Annotated in this window: 4 protein-coding genes; 3 read left to right on the top strand and 1 reads right to left on the bottom strand. The window is 80.2% G+C overall.

The window, feature by feature from the left end:
* Positions 1-2,761 (bottom strand): FtsK/SpoIIIE domain-containing protein (locus GTQ99_RS18775; protein WP_166617248.1); only part of this gene is annotated, 2,761 nt, incomplete at its 3' end.
* A gap of 157 nt (positions 2,762-2,918) precedes the next feature.
* On the opposite strand from GTQ99_RS18775, the gene GTQ99_RS18780 reads away from it, so the two are divergent.
* The 3 genes from GTQ99_RS18780 (at position 2,919) to GTQ99_RS18790 (ending at position 5,846) form a co-directional block, all read left to right on the top strand.
* Positions 2,919-4,154, top strand: a complete 1,236-nt coding sequence (locus GTQ99_RS18780) for an ATPase, T2SS/T4P/T4SS family (RefSeq protein ID WP_166617249.1) — start codon at positions 2,919-2,921, stop codon at positions 4,152-4,154.
* A 310-nt stretch (positions 4,155-4,464) separates the two neighbouring features.
* Positions 4,465-4,965 (top strand): type II secretion system F family protein, encoded by a 501-nt coding sequence (locus GTQ99_RS24455; RefSeq protein ID WP_205707789.1) that lies wholly within the window; start codon positions 4,465-4,467, stop codon positions 4,963-4,965.
* A complete protein-coding gene (locus tag GTQ99_RS18790; RefSeq protein ID WP_166617250.1) occupies positions 4,962-5,846 on the top strand; it encodes a type II secretion system F family protein in 885 nt (294 codons plus the stop codon). The genes GTQ99_RS24455 and GTQ99_RS18790 overlap by 4 nt, the downstream gene beginning before the upstream one ends.
* The last annotated feature ends 22 nt before the right edge of the window (positions 5,847-5,868 follow it).

Here is a 5,868-nt window from a genome sequence, read left to right on the forward strand (position 1 = left end):
GTGCACCGTCCGGTGCGCCGGCCGGCAGGTCCCCGCACCCGGCCCGCGCCGGCAGCGGCGGCAGCCACGGTGCGGGCGGGAGCGCCCGCCCGCGCAGCCGCGCGGCCTCCAGCGCGGCCGCCACCAGCACCGGCAGGTCGTCCACGAGCTCGCCGGCGGGCGGGGCCGGGGCGTCCGCGCGGCGCACCCGCACCCGCCCGCCGCGGCGCGGACCGCGCGACCTGGCCGCCTGGACCAGTTCCGGGGCCCGCGGCCCGCGCCGCACGAGCGCCCGCCCCGGCAGCCGGTCGCTGAAGGCCGCGGGCGCCGGGTCACCCACGACGTCCTCGGCGTCGGCGCGCTCCTGCACCCGCAGCGCGATCCGCAGGTTGGTGTTCGCCCGGATCTCCGGGCTCACGACACCCGCCGGGCGCTGGGTGGCCAGCACCAGGTGCAGGCCCAGGGAGCGGCCGACGACGGCCAGCCGCACGAGCTCCTCCACGAAGGCGGGCAGCTCCTGCGAGAGCACCCGGAACTCGTCGACGACGAGCACCAGGCGCGCCAGCGCCCCGGCCGGCAGGTCCGCCACGTCGGCGGCACCGGCCCGCGCCAGCACCAGCTCGCGGCGGCGGACCTCCGCGCGCAGGCTGCGCAGCACCCGCCCGGCCAGCTGCTCGTCGAGGTCGGTGACCACCCCGGCCACGTGCGGCAGGCCGGCGCAGGCGCCGAAGGCGGCCCCGCCCTTGTAGTCCACGAGCACCAGCTGCAGCGCGTCCGGCGGAGCGCCGGCGGCCAGGGACGCGACGAGGGACTGCAGCAGCACCGACTTGCCCGAGCCGGTGGTGCCTGCCACGAGCGCGTGCGGGCCGTCGACGGCCAGGTCGACCCGGCACGGCCCGTCCACCCCGGCGCCCAGCACCGCCCGCAACCCCGCGTGCGGGACCTCCCAGCCCCGCGCGAGGGCCGCCCCGTCCAGCGGGCCCAGCAGCTCCGCGAGCCGCACGTCACCGGGCACCTCGCCGCCACCACGGCCGCCGGCGTCGCGGACGGCGGCCAGGGCGCGGGCGCACCGCTCGGCCCACGCCGCGCCGACGCCGTCGGGACGCGCGCGCGCCGTCCCCGCGCGGGTGCGCACGAGGGCCGGTGCGGCGCCGAGGTCGACCAGCGTGCGGCACTCGGCCGGCAGCCCGGTCGCCGCCGCCGCCAGGCAGACCGGGTGGATCCCGTGCGCCGGGCCCTGCGCCAGCAGCAGGCCCAGCGCGGGCTCACCGCGCAGGCCGGCGCAGTCGTCGACCACCACGACGACGGAGGGCGCCGCCGCGGCCGGCGCCCCGGAGCGCCCGGTGCGCGCGCGGCGCGCCTCCAGCTCGGCGCGCAGCGCGGCCAGCACCTGCGCGGGCGCTCCCGCCGCCGGGTGGTGGTGCGGCAGCCAGGCCGCCCACGCCCAGTCCTCCGGGAAACCACCGGGCTCGCCGCCGCCGCCGTCCTCGTCGCCGGCCGGGCCGACGAGGACCAGGTGCACCTCCTCGGGGGAGTGCCAGGCGGCGACCTGGGCCAGCAGGTGGCGCACCACGCGCAGCCGGGCCTCGCGCGGCCCGACCACCCCCAGGGCGCCCTCGTGCAGCGAGACCACCACCGGCACGTCGCGCAGCAGCGGCGGGTCCACCGGCTCGCCGCCGCGCTCGTCCGCCGGGCGCACGCTGCTGCTGGTGGCCGCGCGCTCGCCCAGCCCGGTGCGCAGGACGAGGTGGTCCTCGTCGCCGGGGCGGCGCTCGTACAGCCGCGTGCCGCGCCGCTCCGCCTGCGCGAGCAGCGCGGCGGGGTCGGGGAAGTCGTCGTGGGCGCGGGCGTGCTCCTCGGCCAGCGCCGCGCGGTGGCGGCGGCGGACGTCGGCGCGCGCCAGCGCCAGCGACCGCTCCGCGGCGGCGACCTCGCTCGCGCAGCGCCGGCGCGCCGACCACCACTGCCCGCCGACGAGCACGGGCGAGGCCAGGCCCAGCAGCAGGGACAGCGGCGACCACAGCAGCGCCAGCGCCCCCGCCACCGCGAGGGGGACGAGCAGGGCGAGCACCGGCGGCGCGGGCGGTCGCGGCGGCGCCGGGCGCGCGGGCCAGCGCAGCACCTGCGCGGCCGGCGCGGCCGGCGCGGCCCGCCAGCGCGGTGCCCTGTTGAGCAGCACGCGCCCGGCCCCGTCCGGATCGGCCTCGGCGGCCTCGGGTGCGGGCGGGCCGACGGTCAGCACCGTGTCCCCGAGCGCCACCCGGGCCGGCAGCCGCAGCGCCGTGCGCCCGGTGAGCGCCCGCCGCCCGGCCTCGCGCAGCAGCGCCGTGCCGTTGAGCGATCCGGCGTCGCTCACCAGCACCGCCCCGTCCGCGCGCACCTCGAGCACCGCGTGCCGGCGCGAGAGCGAGGGGTCCGCCAGCGCGAGCGGCCCCGAGCGCCCCACGACGTGGGTCCCGGTCCCGAGCACCAGGCGGCGGCCCGCGTCGGGACCCGCGCTGACGTGGACCACGAGCCCGCCCGCCGCCCCGTCCCCGGTGGCGCGGTCGCCGGCAGCGGGGTCCCCGGCCGCGACCGAGCGCACGTGCGCGCCGGCCACCAGCGGCGGCAGCCCCAGGACCGCGCCGGCCACCGGGGAACCCTCCACGTGCAGCAGCTCCTCCCAGCCGGGCGGCCACGGGCCGGTGCACCCCTCGACCTCGCGGCGCACGTCCGCGAAGGGGGTTCCGGCGGGGACGTCCACCTCGAGGTCGACCCCGAGGACGGTGAGGCGGAAGGGCACCGGCCGATCGTGGCAGCGGCGCACCGGCCGCCGGCCGCCGTCCACAGCGCCCGCGGCGCCGTCCGGACTTGTCCACATCACCCGAACGCCGCGGTCCGCGCCTGACCTACGGTTCCCCGGCGCGGGAGGGTCCCGCCGGTGCGGGGGAGGGGTTCGCGTGGACGCGGTGCGGCTCGTCGAGGACGAGGTGCGGACCCTCGTGCGCCGGCGCACGGCCGCGGGCGGTTTCCGCGGCGGCGCCGACGAGCTGCGCGAGCTCGTGGACGCCGCCGTCCTCGACTACGACCTGCGCTCGCTGGACGGCTCGCTGCCCGCCCTCGCCGACCGCGCCGCCGCCGTGCGCGACGTGGTCGCCGCCGTCTCGGGGTTCGGTCCGCTGCAGCGCTACTTCGACGACCCCGAGGTCGAGGAGATCTGGATCAACGAACCCGGCAAGGTGTTCGTGGCCCGCGGCGGCGTGCCGGAGCTGACGACGACGATCCTCGACGAGGACACCGTCGCCGAGCTCGTGGAGCGCATGCTGGCCAGCACCGGCCGGCGGGTGGACCTGTCCAGCCCGTTCGTCGACGCCTCGCTGCCCGACGGCTCCCGCGTGCACGTCGTCATCCCCGACGTGACCCGCAGGCACTGGGCGGTCAACGTCCGGCGCTTCGTCGCCCGCGCGCGGCGCCTGGACGACCTCGTCGACCTCGGCGCCCTGCCCGCGCAGGCGGCCGCCTTCCTCGCCGCCGCCGTCGCCTCCGGCCTGAACCTGCTCGTCTCGGGAGCCACCCAGGCGGGCAAGACGACCCTGCTGAACTGCCTGCTCGCGGCGGTCCCCGCGCAGCAGCGCATCATCACCTGCGAGGAGGTGTTCGAGCTGCAGGTCGCCGCCCGCGACGTCGTGGCGATGCAGTGCCGGCAGCCGAACCTCGAGGGCCGCGGGGAGATCCCGCTGCGCCGGCTGGTCAAGGAGGCGCTGCGCATGCGCCCCGACCGGCTCGTCGTCGGCGAGGTGCGCCAGGCCGAGAGCCTGGACCTGCTCATCGCCCTGAACTCCGGGCTGCCCGGTGCCGCGACGATCCACGCGAACTCCGCCGCCGACGCGGTGGCGAAGATGTGCACGCTGCCGCTGCTGGCCGGGGAGAACGTCACCAGCGCCTTCGTCGTGCCGGCCGTCGCGGCCAGCCTCGACCTCGTCGTCCACGCCGAGCTGGACCCCACCGGCCGGCGTCGGGTGCGCGAGGTCGTCGCCGTCACCGGCCGCTGCGAGGGCGGTGTCGTGGAGACCGCCGACGTCTTCGTCTCCGACGCCTCCGGTGCGCTCGTGCGCGCCGGCGGGTGGCCGCCGCACCGCGAGCGCTTCGCCCGCGCCGGTTTCGACCTGTCCGCGCTGCTGGCCGGGGCGCCCTGATGGGCGCCGCTCCCGTCGCCGTCGGCGCGCTGCTCGGCGCCGGGCTGTTCTGCGCGTGGTGGGCCTGCTGGCCGAGCTCGCGGCCGGTCCGCCCGCGCCGCCGCCCGGTGCGGGCCGCCCTCGACGCCGCCGGCTGGGCCGACGTGCCCGCCGCCCTGCTGCCGCTGGCGTGCCTGCTCGCCGCGCTGCTGGCCGCGCTCGCGGTCGCCGGGAGCACCGGTGTCCTCGTCCTCGCGCTCGCGGCGGGCGCCGCCACCTCGGCGAGCGGGCCGCCGCCTGGCCGGACGTCGTCGACACCGTCGCCTCGGCGGTGCGGGCCGGGTCGCCGCTGCCGGACGCGGTGTGCGCGCTGGCGGCGCGCGGTCCGGTGCACCTGCGGCCCGCCTTCGCCCGCTTCGCCGTCGGCTACCGCTCCAGCGGGGCGTTCGAGCCGCAGCTCGCGCAGCTGCAGGCCGAGCTCGCCGACCCCGTCTTCGACCGCCTCGCGGCCACGCTGCGGATGACGCGGCAGGTGGGCGGCAGCGACCTCGGCGGCACGCTGCGGACCCTGTCGGCGTACCTGCGCGAGGACCAGCGCGCCCGCGGCGAGCTGCTGGCCCGGCAGAGCTGGACGGTCTCGGCGGCCCGGCTGGCCGTGGCCGCGCCCTGGCTGGTGCTGGCTCTGCTGGCGAGCCGGCCCGGCGCGCTGGCCGTCTACGACACCCCGCGGGGCGCCGCCGTGCTCGTCGCCGGCGCGCTCGTCTGCGCGTTCTCCTACCGCCTCATGGTCCGCCTGGGGCGGCTGCCCGCGGCGCGCCGGGTGCTCGCGTGAGCCCCGCGGGCACCGGTCTGCTGCTGGGGTCGGCGTGCGGCGCCGGCTGCTGGCTGCTGGCGCGGGCGCTACCCGTGCGCCGCGCCCCCGCCCTGGAGGAGCGGGTGGGGCCCTACCTGGGCGCCCGCGGCGGCGGTCGCGGCGACCGGTTGCGCACCGCGCTGCTGGCGGCCGGCGCCCGCGCCGGCGGCGCGCTCGGCTCCACCGAGGTCGTCCGCCGCCGCCTGGCCGTGCTCGACCCCGACCGCGACCCGGCCCAGCACCGCGCCGAGCAGGTGCTGTGGGCCTTCGCCGGGGTCGCGCTCGCCGCGCTGGCCGGTGCCGCGCTGGCCGCCCGCGGGCAGGTGCACCCCGAGGGGGTGCTCGCGCTGCTGCTGGCCGGCGCGCTCGGCGGCGCCCTGCTGCGCGACCGCGTCCTGGCGGGCGCGGTGCGCCGCCGGCGCGCGGAGGTGCTCGAGGACCTGCCCGCGGTCGCCGAGCTGCTGGCCCTGTCGGTGGGTGCGGGCGAGAACGTCGCGGCCGCCCTGGAGCGGGTCGCCGCCGGCGGCGGGCCGCTGTGCGCGCAGCTGCGGCGCGCGCTCGGCGAGGTGCGCACCGGGACCCCGCTGCTGGAGGCGCTGGCCGCCCTGGCCGACCGGCTGGGGGTGGGCGCGCTCGACCGGTTCGTCGACGGCCTCGCCGTGGCCGTGGAGGCCGGCAGCCCGCTGGCGGAGGTGCTGCGCGCCCAGGCCGGCGACGTGCGCGAGGCGCAGCGGCGCCGGCTGCTGGAGGAGGGCGGGCGCCGCGAGGTGCAGATGCTCGTCCCCGTCGTCTTCGGCGTGCTGCCCGTGACCGTCGTCTTCGCCGTCCTGCCCGGCCTGGCGCAGCTGCAGCTCGGCTGAGCCCCGCCCCACTCCCCTCGCT

It is taken from the genome of Kineococcus vitellinus (assembly GCF_009906315.1).
GTDB classification, from domain to species: domain Bacteria; phylum Actinomycetota; class Actinomycetes; order Actinomycetales; family Kineococcaceae; genus Kineococcus; species Kineococcus vitellinus.